Genomic DNA, 26,430 nt, shown 5'->3' with positions numbered 1-26,430 from the left:
TGACCACCGCCTGCATCTCGGACGAGGTGCGCAAGCCCAGCACGCGATCGGCCAGCAGCGCGCAGTTGAACCCCAGTTTAGGCGAAAAGGTGATCAGGCGGCGCTCGGCCGGCGCACCAGGCACCGCAGCGGCGGGCTGGTCCAGGTAGCGCGCCAGGTCGATCACGCCGGTCAGGTCGCCACGTATATTGGCCAGACCCAGGTACCACGGGCGCGCCAGCGGCACCGGCGAAACCGGTTGCGCTGTGACGATCTCGCCGATCTGGGTGAGGTCGAGCAGGTAGTGCCGCCCCCGAATTTCCACGCCGAGTTCGCGCACGCCGGCGGCGGCGCCGCTCTTGGCCGCCTGCATGCGTTCGAGCAGCTGCACCTGGTACTGGCGCAGGCTGCTGCGGCGCTCGCCGGATGGCGGAGCGCCGGCCGGGTCAGGCGGTGCGGGCGTGTCGGCGTCCATCGTTTAACCGAGGGCGGCGAGGGCGGCGATCTTGTCGAGCAGGTCGCCCGGCTTGACCGGTTTGACCAGGTAGTCGCGCGCGCCCTGGCGCATGCCCCAGATACGGTCGGTCTCCTGGTCCTTGCTCGAGCAGATAATCACCGGCACTTCCTTGAGCACCGGGTCGCGCGCGATCGCGCGCGTGACCTGGAAGCCGTTCGCACCCGGCATCACCACGTCCATCAGGATCAGGTCAGGCTTTTCGGCGCGCAGCTTGAGCAGCGCTTCCTCGCCGCTGTCGGCGGTGTCCACGATGTAGCCGTGCTGGACCAGGATGTCGGTCAGGTAGTAACGCTCGGTAGGCGAGTCGTCGACGATCAGTATGCGTTGTATGGCCATGGTTCCCCCTGCGGGTCTCCTAGTCTGGTGAACTGGTGGTGTGCGCGCGGACCGCCGCGAGCATGCCGTCCCGGGTGAATGGTTTTGCCAGGCACGCGGCGGAACCGGCCATGGCGCCGCGCGCGCGGTCGAACAGGCCATCCTTCGAGGACAGCATGACGACCGGCGTGGCGTGGAATTGGGTGTTCTGCCTGATCAGCGCGCAAGTGCGGTAGCCGTCCAGGCGCGGCATGACGATGTCGCAAAACACCAGCGCCGGCCGGTGGTCGGCCAGCTTGGCCAGCGCATCGAAGCCGTCGTCGGCCAGCAGCACCTGGTAGCCGGCATCGGACAGGAAAATCTCGGCCGAGCGGCGGATCGTGCTGCTGTCGTCGATTACCATGATCGTCAGGGCTTCAGTCATGACGACACCATAGCATATGCGGCAGCAGGCGCGCGCCGGCGCCGCTTCAGATGGCGACCATCTCGAAATCGTCCTTGCGGGCGCCGCATTCCGGGCAGCTCCAGTTCATCGGTACGTCGGCCCAGCGGGTGCCGGGGGCGATGCCTTCGTCGGGCAGGCCGGCCTGTTCGTCGTAGATCCAGCCGCAGATCAGGCACATCCAGGTCTGGAAGTCCTGCGTTGTTTCATTGCTACTCACGTTCTGCCACCCTTCAATCAAGTAAAATGCCGAATCAGGTATCTTAATCTACCAGCCGTGCAAATCCAAACTTCTCCTCTCATATTAAGCTTCGGCGCTGCCGATCCCGCCGGCGCCACCGGTGTCCAGGCCGACCTGGCCGCGTTTGCCGCCCTCTCGTGCACCGGCCTGGCCGCCACCACCGCGTTGCTGATCGGCGACACCGCCCGCATCGAGGATACCCAGGAAATCGACCCGGACTGGGTGGCCGACCAGGCCCGCGTGGTCCTCGAAGACATGACCATGGCCGCCTTCAAGGTCGGTGCGCTGACCAATGTCGAGCAGGTGGCGGCGATCGCCGAGATCCTGTCCGACTACCCCGATGCGCCGCTGATCCTCGATCCGTTCAGCTCGCGCCTGCCCGACATGGCCGACGACGAGGCCGAAGAACTGCTCACCGCCGTGCGCCAGCTGCTGGTGCCGCAGGCGACGCTGTTGATGCTGTCGGTGGTGGAACTGGGCCGGCTGGCCGAAACCTGGCGCGACGGCGGCGATGGACTCGACAACATGCTGCAGTCCGACGTCGAATACCTGATTGCGCTGGGCTGCGAATACGTGCTGGTGACCGGCACCCAGGCCGGCGCCATGCAGGCCAAGGTAGGCAACCGCGTGGTGCCCAATACCCTGGCCAACACCCTGTACCACTCGGACGGCATGGTCAGCCACGACGCCTGGCAGCACCTGCCCGGCCCCTTCATCGGCGCGGGCGGCACGCTGTCGGCCGCGATCACCGCCTTCATGGCGCGCGGGGTGGACGCTCCGGAAGCGGTAAAAGCGGCGCAGGAGTACACTGTAGGCGCCCTGGCCCACGCGCAGCGCTACGGCATGGGCAAGTTCGTGCCCAACCGCTTCTTCCACTTGCTGACGACCGCCGCCGACATGCAGTAACGCCGGCTGTTTTATCCATACACTACAAGATACCGCCATGACCACGATCTCCAACAACGACACGCTGTTCGCCCGCGCCCAGAAAACCACGCCCGGCGGCGTCAACTCGCCGGTGCGCGCCTTCCGCTCGGTGGGCGGCACGCCGCGCTTCATCACCCGCGCCGAAGGCCCGTACTTCTGGGACGCCGACGACAAGCGCTATATCGACTACATCGGCTCGTGGGGCCCGGCCATCGTCGGCCACGCCCACCCGCAAGTGGTCAAGGCGGTGCAGGACGCGGCCACGCGCGGCCTGTCGTTCGGCGCGCCGACCCTGGGCGAAGTGGAAATGGCCGAGGAAATCTGCCGCCTGGTGCCGTCGATCGAGCAGGTGCGCCTGGTCTCGTCGGGCACCGAGGCGACCATGAGCGCGCTGCGCCTGGCGCGCGGCGCTACCGGCCGCGACAAGATCATCAAGTTCGAAGGCTGCTACCACGGCCACGCCGACTCGCTGCTGGTCAAAGCCGGCAGCGGCCTGCTTACCTTCGGCAATCCCACCTCGGCCGGCGTGCCCGAGGACTTCGTCAAGCACACGCTGGTGCTCGACTATAACAACGTGGCGCAACTGGAAGAGGCGTTCGCCAACTTCGGCGACGAAATCGCCTGCGTGATCATCGAGCCGGTGGCCGGCAATATGAACCTGATCAAGGCGAACCAGGACTTCCTGCAGGCCACGCGCGACCTGTGCACCGAGCACGGCGCGCTCCTGATTTTCGACGAAGTGATGTGCGGCTTCCGCGTGGCCCTGGGCGGCGCCCAGGAACTGTACGGCATCACGCCCGACCTGACCGCATTGGGCAAGGTAATTGGCGGCGGTCTGCCGGTGGCGGCGTTTGGCGGCAGCGCGCAGCTGATGTCCCACATGGCGCCCCTGGGTGCGGTGTACCAGGCCGGCACCCTGTCGGGCAACCCGGTGGCGGTGGCGGCAGGCATGACCACGTTAAAACTGATCCAGGAACCGGGCTTTTACGAATGCCTCGGCGCCACGGCCGAGCGCCTGGCCAAGGGCCTGACCGCAGCGGCCAAGGAAGCCGGCGTGGTGTTCTGCGCCGACTCGGTGGGCGGCATGTTCGGCCTGTACTTCAGCGAGACGCCGCCGAACAACTACGCGCAGATGATGGCGGGCGACCGCGAACGCTTCAACGCGTTCTTCCACGCGATGCTGGACGAAGGCGTGTATTTTGCGCCGGCTGCGTTCGAGGCGGGGTTCGTGTCGGCGCAGCATAGCGATGCGGTGATCGACGAGACCATTGCGGCAGCAAGCCGGGTGTTCAAAAAGCTTGCGACTCAAGATTTAACCGATCGCTGAAAATCCGTCATTCCCGCGCAGGCGGGAATCCATAGAACCTGGGCTCCGTAGTCACTCTTGCTCTATTCAAGCGTTCCATGGATTCCCGCTTTCGCGGCGGTCCGCCGATGCGGAATGACGGAACAGACGTTGCGGGTATATTCAGACAGCCCGCTCTGCCGACTGGATCACCCCCGTATTGAAATCGTACTCGAACAAATCCCCGTAGCGCCCCCACTCGATCGCCACGCGCAGCGCGCGTTCGGCCTCCTCTGCGCTCAAGGTAAACCGCAGCAGCTTGAGGAACAAGTCCTCCGGCAAGTCCCCGGACCGATCCTGCGTCAATCCATGGCAGATGTACGCGATCAGCGGCACGTGCTCCAACAGCTGCTTGCCGAACACCGCCTGCCGCGCGCCGCTGTCTGCGGTCGCCACGTAACGCGCGCCCAGTTCCGTCAACAGGATGTCGCCATCGAGCAGGTGGGCAAAACCCAGCAGCAGCAAGGCGTTGGTCACTTCCAGCAGCTCGGCGTCGGTCAGGTCGGTTTCCTCGGCCAGTTGCGGCAGGTCGGCGCGGCCGGCGAACGGTTCTTCGGCCAGCAATTCCAGGATGCCTTCCATGTGGGCGATGTCGGCCTGCGGCAGGCGGTCGCCCAGTTGCAGTTTCACTTCCTTTTCGCTGATCGGGCCGCGGCGGCCGGCGCCGGCCGTCATCAGCTCGTAGACCTTGTCGATCAGGTGGCGCACTTCGGCGCCTTCGGCCTTGCGCGGCTGCGGCAAGGCGATCGGCAGTTCGGCGCGCACCCGGCCAGGGTCGCTGGCGAAGATCAGCACGCGGTCGGCCATCATCACCGCTTCCTCGATATTGTGCGACACCACCAGGATGGCCTTGGTGGGAATCCGGCCCGACTGCCACAGGTCGAGGATTTCCTCGCGCAGCCGTTCGCCGGTAAGCACGTCGAGCGCGGAAAACGCTTCGTCCATCAGCAGCACTTCCGGCTCCATCACCAGCGCCCTGGCAATGCCCACGCGCTGGCGCATGCCGCCCGACAGCTCGCGCGGCAGCGCGCCCTCGAAGCCGGACAGGCCGATCAAATCGATCACGGCCGATGCGCGGCGCGCCCGTTCGGCGGCCGGCATGCCCTGCGCTTCCAGGCCGAGCTCCACGTTTTTTTGCACCGTGAGCCAAGGGAACAGCGCAAACGACTGGAACACCATGCGGATGCCGCGCGCGGTGCCGTACAAGGGCATGCCGCGATACAGCACCTGGCCGGCGTCGGCCTGGATCAGCCCCGCCATCAGGCGCAGCATGGTCGATTTGCCGGAGCCGGACTGCCCCAGCAGCGCGACGATCTCGCCTTCGTGCAGGGTGAAATCGACGCCTTCGAGCACCGCGCGGGCAGAGCCGTCGGCTGCGCGGAAATGCTTGGCGACGCCTTTGAGTTCGACGATGGGAGTATGGTTCATGCTGTGCTCCTAGAAATGCAGCCGGCTCTCGGCCATGAGGTACAGGCGGCGCCAGACGAAGTGGTTAAAGCCCATCACGAAGATGCACATCACGCCGATGCCCAAAGCGATGCGCGGAAAATCGCCGGTGGCGGTCATCTCGGCGATGTAGCTGCCCAGGCCATGGGCCTTGACGGTGGTGGCACCCCAGCTGACGTATTCGGCCACGATGCTGGCATTCCACGAGCCACCCGACGCGGTAATGGCGCCGGTGACAAAGCTGGGGAAAATCGCCGGCAGCAGGTAGCGCCGCCACTTGAGCCAGCCCGTCAGGCCGAAGTTCTGCGCGGCGTGGCGCAACTCGGTCGGGATGGTCGATGCGCCCGCAATCACGTTGAACAGCAAGTACCACTGGGTACCGAGGATCATCAGGGGCGAGAGCCAGATATCGGGATTGAGCTGGTAGCGCATGATCACGATCACCGCCACCGGGAACACCAGGTTGGCCGGGAAGGCGGCGAGGAACTGCGCCACCGCCTGGGTGCGCGAGGCCCAGCGCGGGTTCATGCCGATCCACACGCCCACCGGCACCCAGATCAGCGCGGCCAGCACCAGCAGGCCAATCACGCGCAGCATGGTGTAACAGCCCAGCAGCAGCACGTGCCCCACTTCGCCCCAGCCCACCTCGGTGCTGATGAAGTGGCCCAGGCTCCACAAGGCGTAAAACACCACGGCGACGATCACCGCGTCCCACACGCGCTGCGGCACCAGCGACGGATGGTCGCGGCGGGCGCGGATCGAGGTGCCGTCGTGGCCCAGGCGGAACAACGCGATGGAGCGCGACAGCAGCCGGCCGCACCACGCCACGAATTCCTGGGTGCGGTCGGTGCGGCGCAGCCAGGTCAGCAGCCAGGAGTTTTGCGCGGTGTCGCCGCCGGTTTCCTCGAAGCGGAACTTGTCGGCCCAGGCCAGCAGCGGCCGGAAGAACAGCTGGTCGTACATCAGCACGGCGATCAGCATGGCGAAGATGGCCCAGCCGATGGCGCCCAGGTTGCTCTGCTCGATGGCCAGGGCGATGTACGAGCCGATGCCGGGCAGCTTGATGTTCTGGTTCGAGACCGAGATCGCCTCCGACGCCACCACGAAGAACCAGCCGCCCGACATCGACATCATCATGTTCCACAACAGGCCCGGCATGGCGAACGGCAGTTCCAGGCGCCAGAAGCGCTGCCAGCCCGACAGCTGGAACACCTGTGCCGCCTCCGACAATTCGGCCGGCACGTTGCGAAAGCCCTGGTAGGCGGAAAACGCCATATTCCACGCCTGCGACGTGAAGATGGCAAAGATGGCCGCGCACTCCACGCCCAGCAGGTTGCCGGGAAACAGTGCGATAAAAGCAGTGACGGTGATCGACAAAAAGCCGAGGATGGGAATCGACTGCAGGATGTCGAGCAGCGGCACCAGCACTTTTTCGGCCAGCCGGTACTTGGTAGTGAGCGCGGCAAACACGCAGGCGAACACCACCGACGCACCGAGCGCGATAAACATGCGCAAGGTGGTGCGCAGCAGGTAGTAAGGCAGGTTGGCGGGGTCGAGCGAGAGCGGCAGCGCCTGGCCCAACTGGTACGGGCGCGCCATTTGCTGGCCGCCATAGGCCAGCAGCACGAACACGGCCAGCACGATGGGCAGCAGCGCCCAGTCCCAGCGGTTGCCGCCGGCTTCCACCACCTGCCGGGGGAAAAATTGCCGTTTCTTGTACATGGTCGTGGCTCCCGGACACTGAGATTGGCCGCCATTCTAAGTGAATCCGGCATGCAACAATATTACAGTTGTGAAAGTCCAGGAAGGTTGTTCGGGCTACTTGAAATAAATGACGGAAATGATGACTAATATCAAAATTCACGCATAAAAAAGTTATCTCTAGAAATTTCATTGCTGTACAAACATAAAAACGTCATTTTCGTCAATTTCGATTGTTTCCACCTGGAAATTACAGTACACTGGCCTCATTCGCTGCCTTGCCGGCAGTCCACGTTTGCGAGTCCCAGATGCCCAACAGTAAAGATTCCGTCCTGACCACCCGCGCGACTGCAGAGTTGCTGGGCGTGGCCGTCAGCACGGCGCAGCTGTGGATCGAGAACGGTGCAATTCCTTCGTGGAAGACGCCCGGTGGCCACCGCCGCGTGCGCCTGTCTGCCGTCAAACGCCTGATGGAAGAGCGCGGCCTGGTGGCACCGGTGGCGGCCGCAGTGGCGCCGGCAGTGGCCAGCAGCGCGGAATTCCTGCCGCTGCCAACGGCAGCCTACCCGGTACCGCACGACGAGGCCCAGCGCCTGCTGGCGCTCGACGCCGCGCGCATAGTCGACACGCCAGCCGAGTCCGTCTTCGACCGCCTGACCTGGCTGGCCAGCCAGGTGACCGAGTCGCCGATGGCGCTGATCAGCTTGTTGACGTCGAAGCGCCAGTGGTTCAAGTCGCGCATCGGGGTGGAAGTCGTGGAAACGCCGCGCGACTGGGCATTTTGCAGCCACGCAATTTTGCAGGACGGCCTGTTCGTGGTGGAAGACGCCACGCGCGACCCACGCTTCCAGGATAATCCACTGGTGATCGGCGAGCCGCATATCCGTTTTTACGCGGCCTTCCCGCTGTTCGACGCGAACAAGGTTCCACTTGGCACTTTATGCGTGCTGGACCGCGAACCGCGCCGCCTGCGCGATCGCGAAATCCGCTCGCTGCGCGAACTGGCCGCCATCGCCTCGGAAGAAATCCAGCGGCGAACGCGACCGTAATACCGAATTTGACGGCATGCCGCCCCCCTCCCCGCCGGCACGTCGCAGTTGTTAAGCCGCAGTTATCAAGCAAGCAGCAACCGCAGCAATCCTGTCGTTCCCGGCGCCGCCCAATTCTCGCGACTGCCACAAAAAAATAATACAACCACTGTCGCCGCCCTGCGGTCACGTTTCCCCTAGCCGCATGGCGCCTGAGGAAACGTTCAACGTTTCCAGGAAGAAGATTATGAACGCATTCAAAAAACTCAAGATCGGTACCCAGCTGTCGCTGGGCTTTGGCATGGTGACGGCGCTGCTGCTGCTGCTGGCGGCGGTTTCCATCTTCGGTGTCACGGCGATCAACGCCGCTTTCAAGCAGCAGGATAAAATCAATACCGAGCACCTCGAGCCGCTGGTGGAAGCACGCGAAGCGCTGGCGCAAACCGGCCTGGCTGCGCGCAACGCCTTCATCTTCAACGACAAGGCGCAAGCGGCCAAGGAACTGACGATCGTCGATGAGCAAAAAGCGATCTACCTGAAGGCGCTGGAAAAAATGACCCCGGCCTATGCCGGCAACGCCCAGTTCGACAAGGTACGCACCGGCCTGCTGTCGATGGCGCAGGAACTGAACAAGCCACGCAAATTCCGCGATGCCGACGAGATGGAAGCGTACGGCAAGTTCCTGGTCAACGAGTGCAGCCCGCTGCGGCGCCAGATCGTGGCCGACATGGCGGTGCTGGTCACCACCGCCCAGCAGGAAGCGGCAGCGGCCAGCGAATTGTCGGAACAGCGCGCCGAAAGCGCCCGCACCTGGACGATCGCGCTGGCCATCACCGCCTTCATCCTCAGCATTGCGATCTCCTGGATGATCAAACACGTGCTGTTGCGTCAGCTGGGCGGCGAGCCGGCCTACGCCACCAAGGTTGCCAGCCAGATTGCCAATGGCGACCTGGCCGTGGCGATCAACGTCAAAAACGGCGACCAAAGCAGCCTGCTGTATGAAATCAAGAGCATGCGCGACAGCCTGGCCGCCATCGTGGGCAAGGTGCGTGAAGGCACCCACGCGATCGACACCGCCTCGAGCGAAATCGCTGCCGGCAACGAAGACATGTCGAACCGCACCGCGCACCAGGCCTCGTCGCTGGAAAAAGTGGCGACTGCCATGGAAGAACTGACCTCCACCGTGCGCCAGAACGCCAGCAATGCCCAGCAAGCCAATACCCTGGCGCAGACCGCCTCGTCGGTCTCGGAACAGGGCGGCGTGGTGATGCAGCAGGTCACCGACACCATGGCGTCGATCAACGAGTCATCGCGCAAAATCGTCGACATCATTTCCGTCATCGACGGCATCGCCTTCCAGACCAACATCCTGGCGCTGAACGCGGCGGTGGAAGCGGCCCGGGCCGGTGAACAGGGCCGCGGCTTTGCCGTGGTGGCCACCGAAGTGCGCAACCTGGCCCAGCGTTCGGCCTCGGCCGCCAAGGAAATCAAGGCGCTGATCGACGATTCGGTGAGCAAGGTGGGCAGCGGCACCGAGCTGGTGTCGAAAGCCGGCACGACGATGGAAGAGGTCGTGACCAGCGTCAAGCGCGTGACCGAAATCATGAGCGAGATCAGCGTGGCTAGCGCCGAGCAGAGCATCGGTATCGAACAGGTAAACGGCGCCATCGGCGAGATGGACGGCATGACCCAGCAAAACTCGGCGCTGGTGGAAGAAGCCTCGGCCGCTGCCCACGCGCTCGATCAGCAGGCCTCGGCGCTGTCCGAAGTGGTCGGTGTGTTCAAGCTGGAACATGACAACGGCATGGCGCGGCAGACAGTGCAGGCGCCGCAACGCGCTGCGCAACCGAAGCGCGCCAGCAACCTGCGCCTGGCGCGCGGCTAAGGTTCTATTTCAGCCAGCCGCGCCGGCGGAAGTACCAGAACGGCGCGATCGCGCTGGTCACCATCAGGGCCAGCGCGAACGGGTAGCCGGCCTGCCATTCCAGTTCCGGCAGCCACTTGAAGTTCATGCCATAGATCGAGGCGATCAGCGTCGGTGGCAGGAAGGCCACGCTGGCCACCGAGAAGATCTTGATGATCTTGTTCTGGTTGATGTTGATGAAGCCGACGGTGGCGTCCATCAGGAAGTTGATCTTATCGAACAGGAACGAGGTGTGGCCGTCCAGCGATTCGATGTCGCGCAAAATCTGGCGCGCTTCCTCGAACTGGTCGGCGTTGAGCAGGCGGCCGCGCATCAGGAAACTGACTGCGCGGCGCGTGTCCATCATGTTGCGGCGGATGCGGCCGTTCAAGTCTTCCTCGCGCGCGATCGAGTTCAGCGCGGCCGCCGCGTCGTCATCGGTGAAGTGCTTTTGCAGCACGCGGCCGCTGACTTCTTCCAGGCTCAGGTAAATGCCTTCGAGCGCATCGGCCGAATACTCGGCGTCGGTCGCGTACAAGTCCAGCAGCACGTCCATGTAGTCGCCGATCGAGCCGGGCCGCGAACGGGCGCGCATGCGCACCAGGCGGAACACTGGCAAATCGTCGGTATGGACCGAGAACAGCATCTTGCGCGCCAGGATGAACGCCACCGTGATCACGCGCGACGGGCCGTCGTCTTCTTCCAGCAAAAAGTCGGTGCGCAGGTGCAGGTCGCCGTTTTCCGCCTCGTAGTAACGGGCCGACGCTTCGATATCCTTGACTTCGTCTTCGCCTGGCAGGGTCACGCCATAAATGGTCTTGACCCACAGCCGCTCGTCGTCCGTCGGGTCGGTCAGGTCCACCCACACCGGCTCGGCGTTGACGAGGTCTTCGCGCGTGTCGATCGGTACCTGGTTGAGCCGGCCATTCTGGAGAACGAAAACATTAATCATCGGTGGGGAGCCTTCTGGAAACAGCGCAAGTGTACTCGGAAAGGCACTGGCTAAGCCAGCCTGCCCTGTTGGTTCGGCCGCATTTTATCTTACGGTACCTCGACTGCGTTCATGCGTGCCAGAATTGTGGAAGTTCTGCGGTTCAGATAGCTGGTATCGCGGTGCTTGTCGTAGTAGCGCGGATTGGGCAGCATTACCGCCAGCCGGGCCGCCTGGCCGGCGCTCAGGCTGGCCGCACTGGTGCGGTAATAATGGCGCGACGCCGCTTCCGCGCCGAACGTGCCGGTGCCGAACTCCACCACGTTCAGGTAAATCTCGAAGATGCGCTGCTTGTCCATCAGCATTTCCAGCATATACGTGATCACCAGTTCCTGGCCCTTGCGCACATAGCTGCGCGAGCCGGACAGGAACAGATTCTTGGCCAGCTGCTGGGTAATGGTGGAACCACCGGCCACCACCTTGCGCTTCCTGGTGTTCTTTTCGTAGGCCTTTTGCAGGGCTTCCCAGTCCACGCCCTCGTGCTCGGAAAAATTGGCGTCTTCCGAGGCGATGATGGCGCGCTTGAGATTGTTCGAGATGCGGTTGTACGGCACCCAGGTCTGGCGGATTTCGGCCTTGGGATTCTTGTCTTGCAGGACCGACTGCTGCTCGCGCATGAAGCTGGTCATGCCGGGATTGTGGTCAACCCACCACCAGATCTGCAGGAAGAAATACAGCTGCACCACCAGCACCAGCAGCACCGGCAAGATGAAGACCCACTTGACCCAGCCGAAGCGGCCGCCGGACTTGCCGGTTTTCGCGGCAGGCTTGGGCGATTTTTTGGCCGCCTTCATAGCTGCCCGCGCAGCGACTGCAATACCGGCGCGGTGTCGGGATGGACGCCGCGCCACACCGCAAACGCCTCGGCCGCCTGCTCCACCAACATGCCCAGGCCGTCGCGCACGACCGCACCGTGGCTGGAAGCAAACTCAAGGAACACGGTCGGCTCCTTGCCATACATCATGTCCAGCGCCAGCGCGCCCGGTGCGAACGCGGTGCCCGGCACCGGCGGCAGTTCGGCGCCAAGGCTGGCGGCCGTGGCGTTGATCACCAGGTCGAACGCGCCATTGATATCGGCGTAGCCACAGGCCGACACCACGCCTTCGCCGCCCAGCGCGGCAAACTGGTCGGCCAGCGCCTGCGCGGTGGCCACGGTGCGGTTGGCGATCACCAGCTGCGCGGGACGGTGCTCGAGGATCGGCAGCACCACGCCGCGTGCGGCGCCGCCGGCGCCCAGCAACAGCACGCGGCGGCCACTGATCTGCACGCCGGCGTTATTGACAATATCGGCCACCAGGCCGGCGCCGTCGGTGTTGTCGCCAATGATGCCGTCGTCGGTGAAGTGCAAGGTGTTGACGGCGCCAGCGGCCTGGGCGCGGATGGTCAGGGCATTGGCCACTTTGACCGCCTCGAGCTTGAACGGCACGGTGACGTTGGCGCCGCGCCCGCCTTCGGCGATGAAGGCCTGCACGGCAGCGGCAAAGCCGTCCACCGGCGCCAGCCGTTTCTCGTACTGCACGGCGTGGCCGGTCTGGGCCGCGTAGGCGGCGTGGATGTCGGGCGATTTGCTATGGGCAATCGGGTTGCCGAACACGCAGTAGCGGTCCGCTGGCGCCGGGGTGGCTGTCATTATTATTTTGCTCCGCCGAGCATGTCGGCTTCCAGTTTATCGTCGCGGGTGAAGCGGAAGGTGGTGACGATGACCCACAGGTCATCGCGGTCGCTCGAACGCATATTGGCCGGGAACTTGCCGAACGGCGCGGCGCGCCGCACGATATCGATCGCCGCCTGGTCCAGCGCCGGGTTCTTCGAGCTGGTGGTGACTTCGATGCCGCCTTCCTTGGTATAGATGGTGCCATCCTGGAATACGGGTATCGAGAGCACCAGCTGGCCGTACAGCTTGCGGCCGTTTTTTTGCGGGAAGTTCAGCGTACCGACGTCCTCGATGCGTTTTTGCAGGGTCTTGTAATACATGGCGTAACCGACGCCCCGGGTGCTGGGACTCAAAAACGTCTTGCGCGGGCGCTTGTTCTGGTCTTCGATGGTTTCGCTGATCTCGGCGGCGCGGCGGGCAATCGCCTTGCTCGACTCGAGCAAATCGGCGCCGCTGGCCAGCGGATCGGGCTTGGCGTCTTCGGTCACCTTGGGCACGGCAAACGGGTTCTTGCGCTTGACCTGGTTGAGCAGGTTGCGCTGCTGCTCTTCCAGCGCGGCGATGCGGCGCTGGGTGGCGACGATGCTGTCGCCGGTTTCCATCTTGCGCATGTCGGGCAGCGGCGACTTCGACCGGCCTTTATCGACCGTGCCGCCGCCGTCGAGGTTGGCCTGGGCCAGCGCCTCGGCCTTGAGCGGGGCGTTCTTGTGCTTGGCGTTGACCAGGATCACTTCCAGGCCGGGGTCGGTGGGCTTGACCGGGCTGGGCGGAGGCGCGACAAAGCGCACCGCCAGCAACGCGCCATGCGCCAGTAGCGAAACGCCGATGGCGGTGTAGAGGAAGCGATTTTGTTGGAATGACTTCACGCGGTGCCGTGGGGTTGGGGAGTTAGGGCAATTTTACGTTAAAACAATTCGCTGGCGTCAGCACCGTCATCCCCGCGCACGCGGGGATGACGGATTAACGGTTTGCAGTGTTCATGGCGCTGCTGGCTGGTCGGCTTCGGCTTGTGCTTCGGCCTCGGCCTCGGCCTCGGCTTCCACCGCCACCTCCGGCGCATCGACCGCCTCCTCCGGCACCTCGACTTCGTCGTCGTCGAAGTCTTCTTCGGCGCCGGTCGGGGCGGTGGCTGCCGGTACTTCCAGCAGGCGCGCTTCGATCGTCAGCTCCACTTCATCCCAGCGCAGGATGTCGATCTTGACCTCGGCGCCGCGCGCCACCGACGGCATGCCCGGCAGGCGGATGATCAGCGGCAGATCGACCAGGCGCAGCACTTCGTCCTTGAGCACCACGGCTTGCACCTGGCGCGCATTTTCCTGGCCCAGCCAGCGCAGGCACCAGTAGCGTTCCATGTTCGACTGGTGGTCGCCGTAGGCGGCGTACGCGGCGTCGAACTGCGAGACGATGGCGAACAGCGCCGAATCCTTGTGCTTGAACTTGGCCACCAGCGGCGCGGTCACGCCCTTTTCGGCGCAGGCCAAAATCTGCCACTGGTTGACCAGGTCGGTATACCGGCGCAGCGGCGACGTGCTCCACGCGTACTGGTCCACGCCCAGGCCCTGGTGCGGCGCCGCGTGCGTGAGCATGCGTACCTGCATCTTGGCGGCCCAGCCGCCCACGCCCTGGCCCTGGCTGCGATAAATGCCGGGTACGCCGCAGTCGTGCATCAGCTTGCCCCAGGTGCTGTTGGCGAAGATCATGAGCTCGGCGACGATCTTGTCGAGCGGCGCGCCGCGCTTGCGGCGGCTGACGGTGACCACGTCGTCTTCCACGTAGAAATTGAAATCGACGCGGTTGTTCTGTTCCGGCTTCAGGCCGAACGCTTCGCGCTTGACCATGCGCGCCGCTTCCAGCACTTGCGCCCACTGCCAGATCAGGCCCAGCGCTTCCTTGTGCGGATAGTCGCCGGCGCCGCTGGCCAGGGTTTCTTCGTTGACCAGGTCGTCGAGGTCGTTGTGGCGCAGGTTGTTGGCGATCGGTACCAGCTCGGCGCGGGTCTCGGTGGCCAGCACCGACCAGTCGGCCGGGTTCAGGGTGGCGTACAGCGACAGCGCCGGGCAGGTCTTGCCTTCGGCCAGGGTGAATGCTTCGACCACGCTGTCGGGCAGCATGGTGATCTTGTCGCCGGGCATATACACGGTGGACATGCGCGCGCGCGCCATCTTGTCCACGGCGTCGTCCGGCTTGATGGCCAGGCCCGGTGCGGCGATGTGGATGCCGATGCGAATGTTGCCATCGTCCAGGCGGGTGACCGAGAACGCATCGTCGATCTCGGTGGTGGTAACGTCATCGATCGAAAACGCCTGTACGTCGGCCACCGGCAAATTGGTCGGCGGCACGGGAACTGTCACGTCCGGGAAACCGGCGCCGCGCGGGAAGTTCTCGAACAGGAACCTGGCCATGTGGAAGTCCTTGGGCGAGGCCAGGCCACCGACGTCGAGCATCAGGCGCTGCGGGTTGGTGTGCAGCTCGTTGCAGGCCGCTTCCAGCGCCTTGTATTCGATGCCGTTCTTTTCCGGCTTGAACAGCAGTTGCAGCACGATCGGCTGCATCGCTTCGGGCAGCTTGCCGGCTTTCAGTTCTTCCACGTACTGGGCCTGGATCACGGCCTGCTGTTTCTTTTTCTCGATACCGGCCTGGGCGGCGCGCAGCGACTGCTCCGGGGCGGCCTTGTAGCGACCGCGGCCCTTCTTGTAGAAATAGATCGGCGCCGAATGCAAACTCAGGATCAGGCCGGCAGCTTCGGCCGGCAGCGGCGCGTGGCCGAAATACTCGGCGCCCAGCTCGGCAAAGCCGAATTCTTCTTCACCGGCCACTTCCCACAGGAAGTCGAGATCGATGTCGGCGGACACGGCCTTGGCTTGATCCATCAGCTCGGTGGGCGACGGCTTTTCGTATTGCAGCAGCACGTCCTTGATCTTGACCTTGGTGCGCTTGCCGCTGGCCATTTCAACCTGGTAGGCCTCGCCTGCTTGCGACATGATGGCGCCGACCTTGAAATCGCCGGATTCTTCGAAAAATAGATTCATTGCTCTTCTTTATATATTGATTTGTTTCAGTTCCATCACAGAAGGCAAGAACACTTCCGTAACCAGCAGGGTACCGCGCCGGCGCCGATATAAACAGCGCCGTGCATATAATATGTTCGGCTGGGCCGCTTCTTCACCAAGCGCTGCCCGCGCACGCTGCGCCAAGGGATGACCTTCGCGCAATTTTGCAAATTCAAGCACACTGCGCCGCACCAGCGGATCGCCGAACAGCGTGGTGCCCAGTGACCGCTCGCCCAGCGCACCGAACAGCGGCCAGTCGCTGGCCGTGGCCGTCATCGGCACCACCGTGTGCGCAAACACCGCCGCCGTATTATCACACCGCAGCAGCACTTCCCTCTCCCACACCCGGCCGGGCCGGGGCAGACCGATGGCTGCCGCTTCGTCGGCCAGGCAGCGCGCCGTGTGCTGGTGCAAGCATTGCACGCGAAAGGCGCGGCTGTAGGCTTTCAACCTGGAAGTCAGTGAGCCGGCGGTGGTGAGCCAGTCGCGCAGCACGGGCGGCGCGTTGAGCGAGAGCACTTGCGGATGCCACACGGCCTGGCGCAACGACGCGCCGCGCACGCGATCACTCGTCAAGTTGCCGCCTCGATGCCGCAGAACGCCAGCACCGCGTCGCGGTATTGAACAACCTCGGCAAACTCGGTAATGCCGTGGTCGCTGCCGTCGATCACGTGCTGGCGTGCGCCCGCATAATGCTTGACCATGTCGCGATAGTCCAGCACTTCGTCGCCGGTGGCGGCGATCAGGAAATAGCGCTCGGGACCGGTGATGCGGTCCACCGCCAGCGCCCGCAATTCGTCGATGTATTCGCGCTTGAATTCGAACGGCTCGTCGGAGTGGTACTGCGTGGTCACGCCCACGTGCTGATCAAGATCTTTCAGCGGCACCACGGCCGGGTTGAGCAGCACCGCGCGGCAACCGAGGCGCTCGGCCAGCCAGGTGGCGTAATAACCACCGAGCGACGAGCCGATGATGGCCAACTCGCCGGCCGGCACGCCTGCCACCAGCGACAGCGCGAGCTCCATCGCCAGCTTCGGCGACGCCGGCAATTGCGGATTGGCCAGTTGGTCCGACAAGCCGAGTTCGGCCATGCGGGAGGCAATCACGCGCGCCTTCATCGACTGCGGCGAGGAACGAAAACCATGCAGGTACAAGATCATGCGAGCGCTTTCAACAGCTTGGCATGAACGCCGCCAAAGCCGCCGTTGCTCATCACGATGATGTGGTCGCCCGGTTGCGCGGCCTGCGCCACGGCCGCGACCAGGGCGCCCAGGTCTTCAAAGGCGCTGGCCTTGTCGCCCAGCGGCGCCAAAGCATCGCCCAGGCTCCAGCCCAGCGACTCGTGGCTGCCGAAACCGAAGACCAGGTCGGCATCGACCAGGCTGCCCGGCAGCGCGTCCTTCATGGCGCCGAGCTTCATGGTGTTCGAGCGCGGCTCCAGCACGGCCAGGATGCGGTTGTTTGTGTGATCACTGTTGCCCAGCTTCTGGCGCAGGCCGCCGACCGTGGTGGCGATCGCCGTCGGATGGTGGGCAAAGTCGTCGTAGACAGTGATGTCGCGCACCACGCCGCGCACTTCCATGCGGCGCTTGACGTTTTCGAACGTGGCCAGCGATTGCGCGGCCTGCGCCACCGGCACGCCGACATGGCGGGCGGCAGCGATGGCGGCCAGTGCGTTGGCGCGGTTGTGTTTGCCGGTCAGTTGCCAGGCGACGTGGCCGGCTGTTTCACCCTTGAAGACCACGTCGAAGCTGCCGTCGTCGTGTTCGACCAGCGTCCAGTCGGCGCCTTCGGCGCGGCCGAAGTTTTCATGTTCGCTCCAGCAGCCGCGCTTGAGCACGCGCGCCAGCGAGTCTTCGTCGGCGTTATGGATCACGCGGCCGATGCCGGGAACGGTGCGCACCAGGTGGTGAAACTGGGTCTCGATGGCGCCCAGGTCGGGGAAGATGTCGGCGTGATCGTACTCGAGGTTGTTGAGGATGGCGGTCTTGGCGTGGTAGTGGACGAACTTGCTGCGCTTGTCGAAAAACGCCGTGTCGTACTCGTCGGCCTCGATCACGAAGAAGATCGATTCTTTATCGCCCTGGATGCGCGCGGACACGCCAAAGTTGCGCGGCACGCCGCCAATCAGGAAGCCCGGCGCATAGCCGGCGTCTTCGAGGATCCAGGTCAGCATGGCGCTGGTGGTGGTCTTGCCGTGCGTGCCGGCCACGGCCAGCACCCAGCGGTCTCTTAATATGTGTTCGCCCATCCACTGCGGACCGGACACGTAGGGCAGGCCACGGTTGAGGATTTCTTCCATCAGCGGATTGCCGCGCGAGACCACGTTGCCCACCACATACAAATCTGGCTTGAGCGCGGTCTGCTCGGGGCCGAAACCCTGGATCAACTCGATGCCCTGGGCTTCCAGTTGCGTGCTCATCGGGGGATAGACATTGGCGTCGCAGCCGGTCACGCGGTGGCCCGCTTCTTTTGCCAGGACCGCCAGGCCGCCCATGAAGGTGCCGCAAATGCCGAGTATATGTATGTGCATGGTGAGTAAGACTGTAAGGACGCACGCAGAGACGCGCGATGGAATACACGATTTTACCTGAGCCGACGCCTATTTCCCGGATCAGAGTATTATCTCGTCCATGACGCCTACCGTGATCGATGAAGTCCAGCTGCTGCGCGCGGAAATTGCCGCTGCCGCCGCGCGCCTGATCGCCGAGGACGGCGCCGACTACGGCACCGCCAAGCGCAAGGCCGCCAGACAAATCCTGGGCGACCAGCAGCCCGCCGCCAACATTCTGCCCGACAACGCCCAGATCGAAGCCGAAGTGCGCGTGTACCAGTCGCTGTTCCACGCCGACACGCAACCGGCCAGGCTGTTCCGCCTGCGCACGCTGGCAGTCGAGATCATGGACAACCTGGCGCAGTTCAAGCCGTTCTTGACCGGCGCCGTGCTGGGCGGCACCGCCGGCCCGCACGACGACATCCATTTGCAACTGTTTGCCGACAGCGCCAAGGAAGTCGAAATTTTTCTGCTCAACCGCAACGTGCAGATCGAGATCTCCGAAACGCCCCACTTCAAGGGGCCGCGCTACGATCCGGTCGAGACCGTCAGCTTCCTGTGGCATGGCGAGGGCGTGCATGCCGAGCTGTACGAACTCGACGACTTGCGTGGCGCGGTCAAGCCGCGCGGCGACAAGATGCAGCGTGCCGATATCGCTGCCGTGCGCGCACTACTAGTTAACACTACTCATCCATCCGAACCCCATGAATAAAAAACATCTTGCCGTCTATGCCGGCGTGGCCGTCCTGTTTGCCGCCGCCGGTGCTTACACCGGCATGAAGAAAGAGGCGGCGCCCATTACCGCCACCGCGTCTGCCGGCGTGACCGGCCCGGTGCAGACGCTGCTGGCGCAAACCATGCCCAACGCTGCCGGCAAGGCGACGCCGCTGGCGCAGTACCAGGGCAAGGCCATGCTGGTCAATTTCTGGGCGACCTGGTGCGCACCGTGCGTGCAGGAAATGCCGGAGCTGTCCGCGCTGTCGTCGGGAGAAGCGGGAAAGAAGCTGCAAGTTATCGGAATCGGCATCGATTCGCCCACCAATATCGCCGAATTTAGCGCCAAGTATAAAATTACCTACCCGGTGCTGGTGGCCGGCATGAGCGGCACCGACCTGTCGCGCCAGTTTGGCAACGTCAATGGCGGCCTGCCGTTCACCGTGCTGATCGGCGCCGATGGCCAGGTCAGGAAGACTTACCTGGGCAAACTGAACTTTGACGAACTGAACAAGGACTTGGCTTCTCTTTAATCCAGTTGATCCCGTCCACACGCATTTTTTTCTCTTGCCAATGCCAGCAGTTGGCGGCAAAATGCGAAACTTTCGCGGAAAACAGTCTCGAACATGGCAAAAAACCTCCTCCTCCTGAACGGCCCCAACCTGAATTTACTGGGCACCCGGGAGCCGGAGATTTATGGCGCCGCCACCCTGGCCGATGTCGAACACGCAGCCAGGGAGCAAGCGCAGGCCGCAGGCGCCGCCTTGTCTTGTTTTCAAAGCAATCACGAAGGAGCGTTGATCGACCGGATACACGCCGCCCGTGCCGAGGGCGTGGACGCCATCGTCATCAACCCGGGCGGTCTCACGCATACCAGCGTGGCGCTGCGTGACGCCCTGGCCGGCGTCGCCATCCCGTTTGTAGAAGTACATATTTCGAATATTTACCAGCGCGAGTCGTTTCGCCACCATTCATTCCTGAGCGCGATCGCGGTTGGCACGATCTGCGGACTCGGTATCGAAGGATATCGGTTTGCCATCGACTTCGTCCTTAAAAAACGATAATCTACGCGATCTGCGCGCAATTTAACGCGGTTCCGCCCAAAAGGCGTCGCCGTCATCACTTAAAAACAAGATATTCCTGGGGGTTACATGGATCTACGCAAACTGAAGACCTTGATCGATCTGGTCGCAGAATCCGACATCGCAGAGCTCGAAGTGACCGAAGGCGAGAGCAAAGTCCGCATCGTCAAATCGTCGGCCATGCCGCAAAACCAGATGGTGATGATGCAGCCGCAAGGCATTCCTCAATACCACGCAGCGCCGGCGCCAGCCGCCGCCCCGGCCGGAGCAGCACCAGCAGCCGCGCCTGCCGTAGCCGCCGAGCCAACCGGCCACATCGTCAAGTCGCCGATGGTCGGCACCTTCTACCGTTCGTCGGCGCCAGGTTCGCCGGCCTTCGTTGAAGTGGGCGCCACCGTCAAGGAAGGCGAGACCGTCTGCATCATCGAAGCGATGAAGCTGCTCAACGAAATCGATGCCGACAAGTCCGGCACGATCACCCAGATCCTGGTCGAGAACGGCCAGCCGGTCGAATTCGGCCAACCGCTGTTTGTGATAGGCTAAGACGGCCAGGGTACGCCCTTGCGCCCGCCCCCGCCGCACAGTCGGTGCCGGGCGCGCCGTCTTCCGCATCCCCTCCCTACTTGATGTTACCGGCCTCGGCCGGTGATCACAGAAATACGCGAACCTACCATGTTTGAAAAAATCCTCATTGCCAACCGTGGCGAAATTGCCCTCCGTATCCAGCGCGCTTGCCGTGAACTGGGCATCAAGACGGTCGTGGTCCACTCGGAAGCGGACAAAGACGCCAAGTACGTCAAACTGGCCGACGAGTCGGTCTGTATCGGCCCGGCATCATCGTCGCTGAGCTACCTGAACATGCCGGCCATCATCAGCGCGGCCGAAGTGACCGACGCCGAAGCGATCCACCCCGGCTACGGCTTCCTGTCGGAAAACGCCGACTTCGCCGAGCGCGTGGAAAAATCGGGCTTCGTGTTCATCGGCCCGCGTTCGGAATCGATCCGCATCATGGGCGACAAGGTTTCGGCCAAGCAGACCATGATCAAGGCTGGCGTGCCGTGCGTGCCCGGCTCGGAAGGCGCATTGCCGGACGACCCGAAAGCCATCGTCCAGATCGCCCGCAAGGTCGGTTACCCGGTCATCATCAAGGCCGCCGGCGGCGGTGGCGGACGCGGCATGCGCGTGGTGCATACCGAAGCGGCGCTGATCAATGCCGTGGCCATGACCAAGACCGAAGCCGGTACCGCCTTCGGCAACCCGGAAGTGTACATGGAGAAGTACCTGGAAAATCCGCGCCACGTGGAAATCCAGATCCTCGCCGACGAACACAAGAATGCCGTCTGGCTGGGCGAACGCGACTGCTCGATGCAGCGCCGCCACCAGAAAGTGATCGAAGAAGCGCCGGCGCCGGGCATCCCGCGCAAGCTGATCGAAAAGATCGGCGACCGCTGCGCCGAAGCCTGCCGCAAGATCGGCTACCGTGGCGCCGGCACGTTCGAGTTCCTGTATGAAAACGGCGAGTTCTACTTCATCGAGATGAACACCCGCGTCCAGGTCGAACACCCGGTCACCGAAATGATCACCGGCATCGACATCGTGCAGGAACAGATCCGCATCGCCTGCGGCGAGAAGCTGCGCTTCCGCCAGCGCGACGTCATGCTGTCGGGCCACGCCATCGAGTGCCGTATCAACGCCGAAGACGCCTTCAAGTTCACGCCGTCGCCGGGCCGCATCACGTCGTGGCACGTACCCGGTGGTCCTGGCATCCGCGTCGATTCGCACGCCTACGCCGGCTACTATGTGCCGCCACACTACGATTCGATGATCGGCAAGGTCATCTCGTACGGCGCCACCCGCGAGCAGGCGATCCGCCGCATGCAGATCGCGCTGTCGGAAATGGTTGTCGAAGGCATTTCGACCAACATCCCGCTGCACCGCGAGCTGATGATCGACGCCCGTTTCATCGAAGGCGGCACCAATATTCACTACCTCGAGCACAAGCTGGCCGACATGCCTGAATTGAACAAGCTGAGCCTGAACCCGAAAGCGCCACAATGAGCTGGACCGAAATCGTCATTGAAATCGCGCGCGAGCACGCCGAAGCCCTGTCCGAAGCACTGATGGACGTGGGCGCGCTGTCGGTGTCCGTCGAGGACGCCGATGAAGGCACCGACGCCGAGCGTCCGCTGTTTGGCGAACCGGGCATGGAACCGACCGAAGCGGCCTGGGACCACAGCCGCGTGGTGGCCCTGACCGACGAAGCAGACGACCAGGCCGTGATCGTGGCAGCTGCCGCCGGCCAGGCAGGCCTGGCCACGCTGCCCAAGTTCACCACCCGCAAGGTGGAAAACCAGGACTGGGTACGCCTGACGCAATCGCAGTTCGCGCCGATTCACATCGGCAAGAACATCTGGGTGGTGCCGAGCTGGCACGAAGCGCCGGACCCTGACGCGCTGATCCTGGAACTCGACCCGGGCCTGGCGTTCGGCACCGGCAGCCACCCGACCACGCGCCTGTGCATGGAATGGCTGGAAGCGCATCCGGCGCCCGGCAAGACCGTGCTCGACTACGGCTGCGGCTCCGGCATCCTGGCCATGGTGGCCAAGAAGGTCGGCGCTGGCGAAGTGGTGGGCGTGGACATCGATCCGCAAGCGATCGAATCGGCGGCCGACAACGCCCAGCGCAACCACTGCGAGATCACGTACTTCCTGCCCGACACCTTTGCGCAATCGCAGCATGCCGGGCAAAAATTCGACATCGTGGTGGCGAATATCCTGTCGAGCCCGTTGAAATTGATGGCGCCGATGCTGTCGGGCCGCGTGGCGCCCGGTGGCGCTCTGATCCTGTCGGGCGTGCTGGCGCGCCAGGCCGAGGAAGTCGCTGCTGCCTACGCACCGTTCATCAAGCTCGGCGTATGGGCCGAACAGGATGGCTGGGTTGCCCTGCACGGTCGCCTCGGCAGTGACGTGGTTCCCGCCGCGCGCTAAGCTAGCCCATGGCGCTTGCCACCAAATGCCCCCACTGCAACACGATATTTCGGGTCGCTCATGACCAGTTGAAATTACGTGGGGGCATAGTGCGCTGTGGCTCCTGCAGTCAAGTCTTCGATGGCAACGCGGCGCTGCTCGAGCCGCTGGCGCCGCCCTCCCCGCCGGTTTTTCCCCAGACTGCGGAACCAAACGATCTCAACCTCGATTTCGACGATCTCGATGACGGTGCGCTGCCGCCATTGCCGGTGACCGCAGCGGCCAATTTACCGGACTCGGTGGCGTCGTTGAGCCTGGAGTTCGATGACGCGCCATTGGCGCCGACAGCGCCAGCGCCGGAGGTGGAATCCGAGCCCTGGCCGGAGCTCCAGCCAGATCCGCTGCCAGCGGTTGAGCAGATCACCGCGCCCGTTCCGGAGCCAACCGCACAAGACCTGCTCAGCGGCGACACCCTGTCCGACGAAGAACTGCAAGCAGCCATCGAAGCCGAACTGGCCGCGCTGGACGCCCGCATGGCTGCCGCCCAGCCGGCGCCGGCCTTGCCGCCCACTCCAGGACCAGCCACGCCACGTGGCGACGAGCGGCGCGAACCAACCCTCGACTTCACCCCGCCGCCGGACGAGCTCGACGAGGAAGACGAGCAAGCGCTGCTGCAACTGGCCGCCGGCGCCGCCAGGCCATACGACGACATCCCCCCGAGCCACACGCTGCTGCGCACCGTTTCCGCACCGCCCGCAGGCCACTACGACGAACCGCAATTCCACAGCACCGAGTCGCTGGCCGCCCAACCCGCGGCCGACCGCCATACGTTCGAGCAGGCCGCGCCTGCGCCGGTGCAGCGCGATCAAGCCGAAAAAATCGAGGAAACCGACGACGAGCCCGGCTTCGTCAAGCGCGAACGCCACCGCGAGCGCTACGGCCGCACCACCACCATCGCCCTGTGCCTGGGCATCGTGCTGATGCTGGGTGCGCTGGCGGCGCAGGGCCTGACCACGTTCCGCAACCCGCTGGCAGCGGCCATGCCATCGCTGAAACCCACCCTGGTGGCCGCCTGCAACGCCCTCGGCTGCAAGGTCGAGCTCCCGTCGCAAATCGACGAGCTGGCCATCGAACAGGGTGAGCTGCAGGCCCTGAGCGAGAACACGTTCTCGTTTGCCACCGCCCTCAAGAACAGCAGCGGCAGCGCCCAGGCCTGGCCGCACATCGAACTGGTGCTGGACGACGCCAACGACAAGACAGTGTTGCGCCGCGTGTTCGCGCCACGCGATTATCTCGACCGCGAAGTCGATATCGCCCAGGGATTCCCCGCACGCAGCGAACAACCTGTCAAACTCTACTTTGAACTGAAACAGCCCAAGGTATCGGGTTATCACATCGCAGTCTTCTATCCATAAAGAACCATCATGACCCAGACCTCCCTGATTTGCGGCTCGCTCGCGATCGACACCATCCTGCAATTCCCGGGCCGCTTCGACAGCATCCTGCTGGCCGACCAGCTGCACAAGGTTAATGTGTCGTTCCTGGCGCCGACCATGCGCACCGAGTTCGGCGGCTGCGCCGGCAACATCGCCTACAACCTCAAGATGCTCGGTGGCGAGGCCCGCATCGTCGGCGTGATGGGCCAGGACAACGCGGCTTACATGGCACGCTTTGCCAAGCTGGGCATCCCGACCGACAACATCCTGGTCAAGGATGACGCCTACAACGCCCAGTGCTTCGTCACGGCCGACCAGGACGGCAACCAGATCAACGCCTTCCACCCGGGCGCGATGTCGTACGCGCACGAGAACGAGATCGCCAAGGCCGGTCCTGCCGCGCTGGCCATCATCTCGCCGGACGGCCACTTGGGCATGCAAAAGCACGCGGCCGACCTGGTCAAGCTGGAAATTCCGTTCATCTTCGATCCGGGCCAGCAACTGCCGATGTTCAACGGCGAGGAGCTGACCACCTTCATCGACCAGGCCACCTACGTCACCACCAACGATTACGAAATCGAACTGCTGACCGAGCGCACCGGCCTGAGCGTGGCTGACATCGCCAGCCGCGTGGACGCGCTGATCATCACCCGTGGCGAACAGGGTTCGGAAATCTATACCAAGGGCGAGCGCATCGAGATCCCGGCGGTACCCGCCACCGAAGTGCTGGACCCGACCGGTTGCGGCGACGCCTACCGCGCCGGCCTGCTGTTCGGCATCACCAACGGCTGGAAGTGGGACACCACGGGCCGCCTGGCCAGCCTGCTCGGCGCGATCAAGATCGCCAGCAGGGGTGCGCAGAACCACAGCCTGACCGCTGCCGAGATCGCCGACAAGTTCGAGGCGGCGTTCGGTTACCGTTACTAAGCTTTCAGCCAGACGTTAAAAAGCCCGCGCCGGTGGCAAACCGGTCGCGGGCTTTTTTGCGTGCAGTCGGGTCAGCGGCCGTTGAAGGCCAGGCCCAGCATCAGCTGCGCGATCTGAAGCAATATCAGCGCCACCAGCACCGACAGATCGAGATTGCCGATCAGCGGCACCACCTTGCGGATCGGACGCAGCAGCGGCTCGTTGAGCGCCCGGATGAACGGCGCCAGCGGCGCATTCGGATTGATCCAGCTGAAGATGACCTCGATCACCAGCAGCGCCATGAAACCGTACAGTATCCAGGACAGGAAGCGCTCGAGCGCCACCAGCAGCACCATTTGCACACTCCAGCCCGCCAGGAAGTACACGCAGGAGGCCAGCAGCACCACCAGGAAAGCGCCGATCAGGCTGGCCCAATCGTAGCCGCCCATGCCCGGCACCACGCGCCGCATCGGCCGCACCAGCCAGTCCGACAACTGGAACGTAAATTGCGCCACCTGGGCCGGTGGCCGCACCCGGATTGCCTGCATCCAGAAACGCAGCAGTAAAGCCGAACCGAGCAGAACTGCAATGGCGTCGACAATCAACTTCAGTATTGTTACAAGCACGGAGTCCCTCCAATAAAAAAGCCGCTGTGTGATTGTCTCACACAGCGGCTCGATTGCCTCAGCGAACCTTCGGTCAGGAAGGACGGGTGCTGGTTGGGAACGGCCATGCGGCGGCAGGCGACGGCACGGTTTTGGCGGCAGGTGCAGGCGTGGCCACCGGAGCGGCAGCTGGCTTGACGGCAGCTTCCTTCGGTGCCGCAGGCTTTTTAGGCGCAGCTGCTTTTTTCACCGCTGGTGCCGGTGCGGCTGCCGGCGCTGCTGGTGCAGCTACGGCTGGTGCTGGAGCTGCCGCGACAGGCGCTGGTGCTGCTGCCGGTTTGGCGGCTGCTTTGGCGGCTGGCTTGGCTGCTGATTTGGCTGCTGGTTTGGCGGCGACAGGTTTTGCAGCGGCTGGCTTGGCTTCAACTTTCGCTGCCGGTTTGGCGGCGGCGGTTTTTGCGGCAGGCTTGGCAGCTGGTTTCGCTGCAGCCTTAACCGGCTTTTTTGCTGCTGGCTTAGCCGCGGCCTTTGCAGCCGGTTTGGCTGCTGCTTTTACTGCTGGTTTAGCGGCGACAGCTTTTTTGGCTGCTGGTTTGGCGGCGGCTTTTGGGGCGGCTTTGGCGGCTGG

29 protein-coding genes are annotated in these 26,430 nt (G+C 63.9%); 13 read left to right on the top strand and 16 right to left on the bottom strand.

Going from position 1 to position 26,430, the window contains the following annotated elements; translation table 11 throughout:
* From DUPY_RS19665 to DUPY_RS19650, 4 genes are all read right to left on the bottom strand, one after another.
* Positions 1 to 454, bottom strand: a 454-nt coding sequence (locus DUPY_RS19665; RefSeq protein ID WP_070250325.1) for a chemotaxis protein CheW, incomplete at its 3' end; no start/stop codon positions are given.
* A gap of 3 nt (positions 455 to 457) precedes the next feature.
* Complete coding sequence (locus DUPY_RS19660) at positions 458 to 832, bottom strand: response regulator (RefSeq protein WP_070250323.1); 375 nt, start codon at positions 830 to 832, stop codon at positions 458 to 460.
* A gap of 19 nt (positions 833 to 851) precedes the next feature.
* Positions 852 to 1,235 carry a response regulator gene (locus tag DUPY_RS19655; RefSeq protein WP_070250321.1) on the bottom strand — a complete coding sequence of 128 codons (384 nt, stop codon included), beginning with the start codon at positions 1,233 to 1,235 and terminating at the stop codon, positions 852 to 854.
* Between the two features lie 46 nt (positions 1,236 to 1,281).
* Complete coding sequence (locus tag DUPY_RS19650; protein ID WP_020701174.1) at positions 1,282 to 1,434, bottom strand: rubredoxin; 153 nt, start codon at positions 1,432 to 1,434, stop codon at positions 1,282 to 1,284.
* A gap of 96 nt (positions 1,435 to 1,530) precedes the next feature.
* On the opposite strand from DUPY_RS19650, the gene thiD reads away from it, so the two are divergent.
* Positions 1,531 to 2,400 (top strand): bifunctional hydroxymethylpyrimidine kinase/phosphomethylpyrimidine kinase, encoded by an 870-nt coding sequence (thiD, locus tag DUPY_RS19645; RefSeq protein WP_070250319.1) that lies wholly within the window; start codon positions 1,531 to 1,533, stop codon positions 2,398 to 2,400.
* Between the two features lie 37 nt (positions 2,401 to 2,437).
* On the top strand, positions 2,438 to 3,748 hold the full coding sequence (hemL, locus tag DUPY_RS19640) for a glutamate-1-semialdehyde 2,1-aminomutase (RefSeq protein WP_070250317.1): 1,311 nt from the start codon (positions 2,438 to 2,440) through the stop codon (positions 3,746 to 3,748).
* 141 nt (positions 3,749 to 3,889) lie between these two features.
* Here hemL and DUPY_RS19635 read toward each other — a convergent pair whose 3' ends face one another.
* The gene (locus tag DUPY_RS19635) at positions 3,890 to 5,194 is read right to left on the bottom strand and encodes an ABC transporter ATP-binding protein (protein WP_070250315.1); all 1,305 of its coding nucleotides are present in this window, start codon (positions 5,192 to 5,194) and stop codon (positions 3,890 to 3,892) included.
* 9 nt (positions 5,195 to 5,203) lie between these two features.
* Positions 5,204 to 6,934 carry an ABC transporter permease gene (locus DUPY_RS19630; RefSeq protein WP_070250314.1) on the bottom strand — a complete coding sequence of 577 codons (1,731 nt, stop codon included), beginning with the start codon at positions 6,932 to 6,934 and terminating at the stop codon, positions 5,204 to 5,206.
* A gap of 287 nt (positions 6,935 to 7,221) precedes the next feature.
* On the opposite strand from DUPY_RS19630, the gene DUPY_RS19625 reads away from it, so the two are divergent.
* Together DUPY_RS19625 and DUPY_RS19620 are read left to right on the top strand one after the other, a co-directional pair.
* Positions 7,222 to 7,962 (top strand): GAF domain-containing protein, encoded by a 741-nt coding sequence (locus tag DUPY_RS19625; protein WP_070250312.1) that lies wholly within the window; start codon positions 7,222 to 7,224, stop codon positions 7,960 to 7,962.
* 226 nt (positions 7,963 to 8,188) lie between these two features.
* On the top strand, positions 8,189 to 9,826 hold the full coding sequence (locus DUPY_RS19620) for a methyl-accepting chemotaxis protein (protein ID WP_070250310.1): 1,638 nt from the start codon (positions 8,189 to 8,191) through the stop codon (positions 9,824 to 9,826).
* Between the two features lie 4 nt (positions 9,827 to 9,830).
* Here the strand turns inward: DUPY_RS19620 and corA are convergent, their stop codons facing one another.
* From corA to mpl, 8 genes are all read right to left on the bottom strand, one after another.
* Positions 9,831 to 10,796, bottom strand: a complete 966-nt coding sequence (gene corA, locus DUPY_RS19615) for a magnesium/cobalt transporter CorA (protein ID WP_019921324.1) — start codon at positions 10,794 to 10,796, stop codon at positions 9,831 to 9,833.
* An 89-nt stretch (positions 10,797 to 10,885) separates the two neighbouring features.
* On the bottom strand, positions 10,886 to 11,629 hold the full coding sequence (gene mtgA / locus DUPY_RS19610) for a monofunctional biosynthetic peptidoglycan transglycosylase (protein WP_070250308.1): 744 nt from the start codon (positions 11,627 to 11,629) through the stop codon (positions 10,886 to 10,888).
* Entirely contained in the window at positions 11,626 to 12,465 is an 840-nt protein-coding gene (aroE, locus tag DUPY_RS19605) for a shikimate dehydrogenase (RefSeq protein ID WP_070250307.1), read from the bottom strand. The genes mtgA and aroE overlap by 4 nt, the downstream gene beginning before the upstream one ends.
* Positions 12,466 to 12,467: 2 nt before the next feature.
* Positions 12,468 to 13,355 (bottom strand): energy transducer TonB, encoded by an 888-nt coding sequence (locus tag DUPY_RS19600; RefSeq protein WP_070250305.1) that lies wholly within the window; start codon positions 13,353 to 13,355, stop codon positions 12,468 to 12,470.
* A gap of 111 nt (positions 13,356 to 13,466) precedes the next feature.
* Positions 13,467 to 15,518, bottom strand: a complete 2,052-nt coding sequence (locus tag DUPY_RS19595) for a ribonuclease catalytic domain-containing protein (protein WP_070250303.1) — start codon at positions 15,516 to 15,518, stop codon at positions 13,467 to 13,469.
* Between the two features lie 9 nt (positions 15,519 to 15,527).
* Positions 15,528 to 16,100 (bottom strand): chorismate--pyruvate lyase family protein, encoded by a 573-nt coding sequence (locus DUPY_RS19590; RefSeq protein ID WP_070250301.1) that lies wholly within the window; start codon positions 16,098 to 16,100, stop codon positions 15,528 to 15,530.
* A gap of 11 nt (positions 16,101 to 16,111) precedes the next feature.
* Positions 16,112 to 16,699 (bottom strand): YqiA/YcfP family alpha/beta fold hydrolase, encoded by a 588-nt coding sequence (locus DUPY_RS19585; RefSeq protein ID WP_070250299.1) that lies wholly within the window; start codon positions 16,697 to 16,699, stop codon positions 16,112 to 16,114.
* Positions 16,696 to 18,072 (bottom strand): UDP-N-acetylmuramate:L-alanyl-gamma-D-glutamyl-meso-diaminopimelate ligase, encoded by a 1,377-nt coding sequence (gene mpl / locus DUPY_RS19580; protein WP_071651674.1) that lies wholly within the window; start codon positions 18,070 to 18,072, stop codon positions 16,696 to 16,698. The genes DUPY_RS19585 and mpl overlap by 4 nt, the downstream gene beginning before the upstream one ends.
* Before the next feature lie 100 nt (positions 18,073 to 18,172).
* On the opposite strand from mpl, the gene DUPY_RS19575 reads away from it, so the two are divergent.
* From DUPY_RS19575 to DUPY_RS19540, 8 genes are all read left to right on the top strand, one after another.
* Positions 18,173 to 18,805 (top strand): hypothetical protein, encoded by a 633-nt coding sequence (locus DUPY_RS19575; protein ID WP_070250295.1) that lies wholly within the window; start codon positions 18,173 to 18,175, stop codon positions 18,803 to 18,805.
* A complete protein-coding gene (locus DUPY_RS19570; RefSeq protein WP_070250293.1) occupies positions 18,798 to 19,340 on the top strand; it encodes a TlpA family protein disulfide reductase in 543 nt (180 codons plus the stop codon). Before DUPY_RS19575 ends, DUPY_RS19570 begins: the two co-directional genes overlap by 8 nt.
* Positions 19,341 to 19,433: 93 nt before the next feature.
* Positions 19,434 to 19,871: a type II 3-dehydroquinate dehydratase gene (gene aroQ, locus DUPY_RS19565; protein ID WP_070250291.1), complete on the top strand. Its 438-nt coding sequence runs from the start codon at positions 19,434 to 19,436 to the stop codon at positions 19,869 to 19,871.
* 87 nt (positions 19,872 to 19,958) lie between these two features.
* Positions 19,959 to 20,432: an acetyl-CoA carboxylase biotin carboxyl carrier protein gene (gene accB / locus DUPY_RS19560; protein ID WP_070250289.1), complete on the top strand. Its 474-nt coding sequence runs from the start codon at positions 19,959 to 19,961 to the stop codon at positions 20,430 to 20,432.
* Between the two features lie 129 nt (positions 20,433 to 20,561).
* Positions 20,562 to 21,947: an acetyl-CoA carboxylase biotin carboxylase subunit gene (accC, locus tag DUPY_RS19555; protein ID WP_070250288.1), complete on the top strand. Its 1,386-nt coding sequence runs from the start codon at positions 20,562 to 20,564 to the stop codon at positions 21,945 to 21,947.
* The gene (gene prmA / locus DUPY_RS19550) at positions 21,944 to 22,876 is read left to right on the top strand and encodes a 50S ribosomal protein L11 methyltransferase (RefSeq protein WP_070250286.1); all 933 of its coding nucleotides are present in this window, start codon (positions 21,944 to 21,946) and stop codon (positions 22,874 to 22,876) included. Before accC ends, prmA begins: the two co-directional genes overlap by 4 nt.
* Positions 22,877 to 22,884: 8 nt before the next feature.
* Positions 22,885 to 24,270 carry a DUF3426 domain-containing protein gene (locus DUPY_RS19545; RefSeq protein WP_071651673.1) on the top strand — a complete coding sequence of 462 codons (1,386 nt, stop codon included), beginning with the start codon at positions 22,885 to 22,887 and terminating at the stop codon, positions 24,268 to 24,270.
* Positions 24,271 to 24,279: 9 nt separating this feature from the next.
* Positions 24,280 to 25,218, top strand: coding sequence for a carbohydrate kinase family protein (locus DUPY_RS19540; protein ID WP_070250282.1), 939 nt, complete (start codon positions 24,280 to 24,282; stop codon positions 25,216 to 25,218).
* A gap of 71 nt (positions 25,219 to 25,289) precedes the next feature.
* Here the strand turns inward: DUPY_RS19540 and DUPY_RS19535 are convergent, their stop codons facing one another.
* Together DUPY_RS19535 and DUPY_RS28675 are read right to left on the bottom strand one after the other, a co-directional pair.
* The gene (locus tag DUPY_RS19535) at positions 25,290 to 25,823 is read right to left on the bottom strand and encodes a YggT family protein (RefSeq protein WP_229255433.1); all 534 of its coding nucleotides are present in this window, start codon (positions 25,821 to 25,823) and stop codon (positions 25,290 to 25,292) included.
* A 73-nt stretch (positions 25,824 to 25,896) separates the two neighbouring features.
* Positions 25,897 to 26,052: a hypothetical protein gene (locus tag DUPY_RS28675; protein WP_208600069.1), complete on the bottom strand. Its 156-nt coding sequence runs from the start codon at positions 26,050 to 26,052 to the stop codon at positions 25,897 to 25,899.
* A 112-nt stretch (positions 26,053 to 26,164) separates the two neighbouring features.
* Here DUPY_RS28675 and DUPY_RS28670 point away from each other — a divergent pair.
* A partial coding sequence (locus DUPY_RS28670; RefSeq protein ID WP_208600068.1) for a hypothetical protein occupies positions 26,165 to 26,430 on the top strand: 266 nt, incomplete at its 3' end.

Source organism: Duganella phyllosphaerae (assembly GCF_001758785.1).
GTDB lineage: Bacteria > Pseudomonadota > Gammaproteobacteria > Burkholderiales > Burkholderiaceae_D > Rugamonas > Rugamonas phyllosphaerae.
Note: the sequence above shows the minus strand (reverse complement) of the source record. Positions and strands in the feature narration are given on the sequence as shown.

What these genes read in the sequence shown, in the direction of transcription:
- DUPY_RS19660 (WP_070250323.1), bottom strand. Translation starts at nt 832, where the DNA reads ATGGCCATACAACGCATACTGATCGTCGACGACTCGCCTACCGAGCGT.
- DUPY_RS19655 (WP_070250321.1), bottom strand. Translation starts at nt 1,235, where the DNA reads ATGACTGAAGCCCTGACGATCATGGTAATCGACGACAGCAGCACGATC.
- DUPY_RS19650 (WP_020701174.1), bottom strand. Translation starts at nt 1,434, where the DNA reads ATGTGCCTGATCTGCGGCTGGATCTACGACGAACAGGCCGGCCTGCCC.
- hemL (WP_070250317.1), top strand. Translation starts at nt 2,438, where the DNA reads ATGACCACGATCTCCAACAACGACACGCTGTTCGCCCGCGCCCAGAAA.
- DUPY_RS19635 (WP_070250315.1), bottom strand. Translation starts at nt 5,194, where the DNA reads ATGAACCATACTCCCATCGTCGAACTCAAAGGCGTCGCCAAGCATTTC.
- DUPY_RS19630 (WP_070250314.1), bottom strand. Translation starts at nt 6,934, where the DNA reads ATGTACAAGAAACGGCAATTTTTCCCCCGGCAGGTGGTGGAAGCCGGC.
- DUPY_RS19625 (WP_070250312.1), top strand. Translation starts at nt 7,222, where the DNA reads ATGCCCAACAGTAAAGATTCCGTCCTGACCACCCGCGCGACTGCAGAG.
- DUPY_RS19620 (WP_070250310.1), top strand. Translation starts at nt 8,189, where the DNA reads ATGAACGCATTCAAAAAACTCAAGATCGGTACCCAGCTGTCGCTGGGC.
- corA (WP_019921324.1), bottom strand. Translation starts at nt 10,796, where the DNA reads ATGATTAATGTTTTCGTTCTCCAGAATGGCCGGCTCAACCAGGTACCG.
- mtgA (WP_070250308.1), bottom strand. Translation starts at nt 11,629, where the DNA reads ATGAAGGCGGCCAAAAAATCGCCCAAGCCTGCCGCGAAAACCGGCAAG.
- aroE (WP_070250307.1), bottom strand. Translation starts at nt 12,465, where the DNA reads ATGACAGCCACCCCGGCGCCAGCGGACCGCTACTGCGTGTTCGGCAAC.
- DUPY_RS19595 (WP_070250303.1), bottom strand. Translation starts at nt 15,518, where the DNA reads ATGAATCTATTTTTCGAAGAATCCGGCGATTTCAAGGTCGGCGCCATC.
- DUPY_RS19585 (WP_070250299.1), bottom strand. Translation starts at nt 16,699, where the DNA reads ATGATCTTGTACCTGCATGGTTTTCGTTCCTCGCCGCAGTCGATGAAG.
- mpl (WP_071651674.1), bottom strand. Translation starts at nt 18,072, where the DNA reads ATGCACATACATATACTCGGCATTTGCGGCACCTTCATGGGCGGCCTG.
- DUPY_RS19575 (WP_070250295.1), top strand. Translation starts at nt 18,173, where the DNA reads ATGACGCCTACCGTGATCGATGAAGTCCAGCTGCTGCGCGCGGAAATT.
- DUPY_RS19570 (WP_070250293.1), top strand. Translation starts at nt 18,798, where the DNA reads ATGAATAAAAAACATCTTGCCGTCTATGCCGGCGTGGCCGTCCTGTTT.
- aroQ (WP_070250291.1), top strand. Translation starts at nt 19,434, where the DNA reads ATGGCAAAAAACCTCCTCCTCCTGAACGGCCCCAACCTGAATTTACTG.
- accB (WP_070250289.1), top strand. Translation starts at nt 19,959, where the DNA reads ATGGATCTACGCAAACTGAAGACCTTGATCGATCTGGTCGCAGAATCC.
- accC (WP_070250288.1), top strand. Translation starts at nt 20,562, where the DNA reads ATGTTTGAAAAAATCCTCATTGCCAACCGTGGCGAAATTGCCCTCCGT.
- prmA (WP_070250286.1), top strand. Translation starts at nt 21,944, where the DNA reads ATGAGCTGGACCGAAATCGTCATTGAAATCGCGCGCGAGCACGCCGAA.
- DUPY_RS19545 (WP_071651673.1), top strand. Translation starts at nt 22,885, where the DNA reads ATGGCGCTTGCCACCAAATGCCCCCACTGCAACACGATATTTCGGGTC.
- DUPY_RS19540 (WP_070250282.1), top strand. Translation starts at nt 24,280, where the DNA reads ATGACCCAGACCTCCCTGATTTGCGGCTCGCTCGCGATCGACACCATC.